This window comes from Pseudomonas sp. Pse1 (genome assembly GCF_024519635.1).
Lineage (GTDB): Bacteria > Pseudomonadota > Gammaproteobacteria > Pseudomonadales > Pseudomonadaceae > Aquipseudomonas.
The window spans coordinates 1-402 of sequence record NZ_JALJRO010000091.1 but is presented as its reverse complement, the minus strand read 5'-3'; the positions used below and the strand labels follow the sequence as shown (position 1 = coordinate 402).

At 57.7% G+C, this 402-nt stretch carries 1 protein-coding gene; it reads left to right on the top strand.

What is annotated here, in order from left to right:
* The coding region (locus NR126_RS28520) for an immunoglobulin-like domain-containing protein (protein WP_256832500.1) at positions 1–402 on the top strand (402 nt) is incomplete at both ends.

The following is a 402-nucleotide window of genomic DNA, read 5'->3' as shown; positions in this document are numbered from 1 at the left end:
AGGCGTTGAAGGATGATTTGACCGTCAAGTTGAGCAACGGCGGCACCGTCACCGTCAAAGCCGGTGAGACTTCGGCGATTTACACCGCGCCAATCCAGGGCGATGACGTCTACAAAGACGGCGGCCCGCTGAGCGTCACCATCGACAGCGCAACCGTGAAGGATCAGGCCTTCGAAGACCTGCAACTGAGCAAAGAACCGGGCGTGGTGCAGATCAACGACACCACCGACACCGTGACAGTCAGCATCGCTGGCAACGGTCCTGTGTTTGAAAACGCCAATCCGACCTTCACCATCACCCTCAACCAGGCGTTGAAGGATGATTTGACCGTCAAGTTGAGCAACGGCGGCACCGTCACCGTTAAAGCTGGCGAAACCAGCGCGATCTATACCGCCCCAGTTC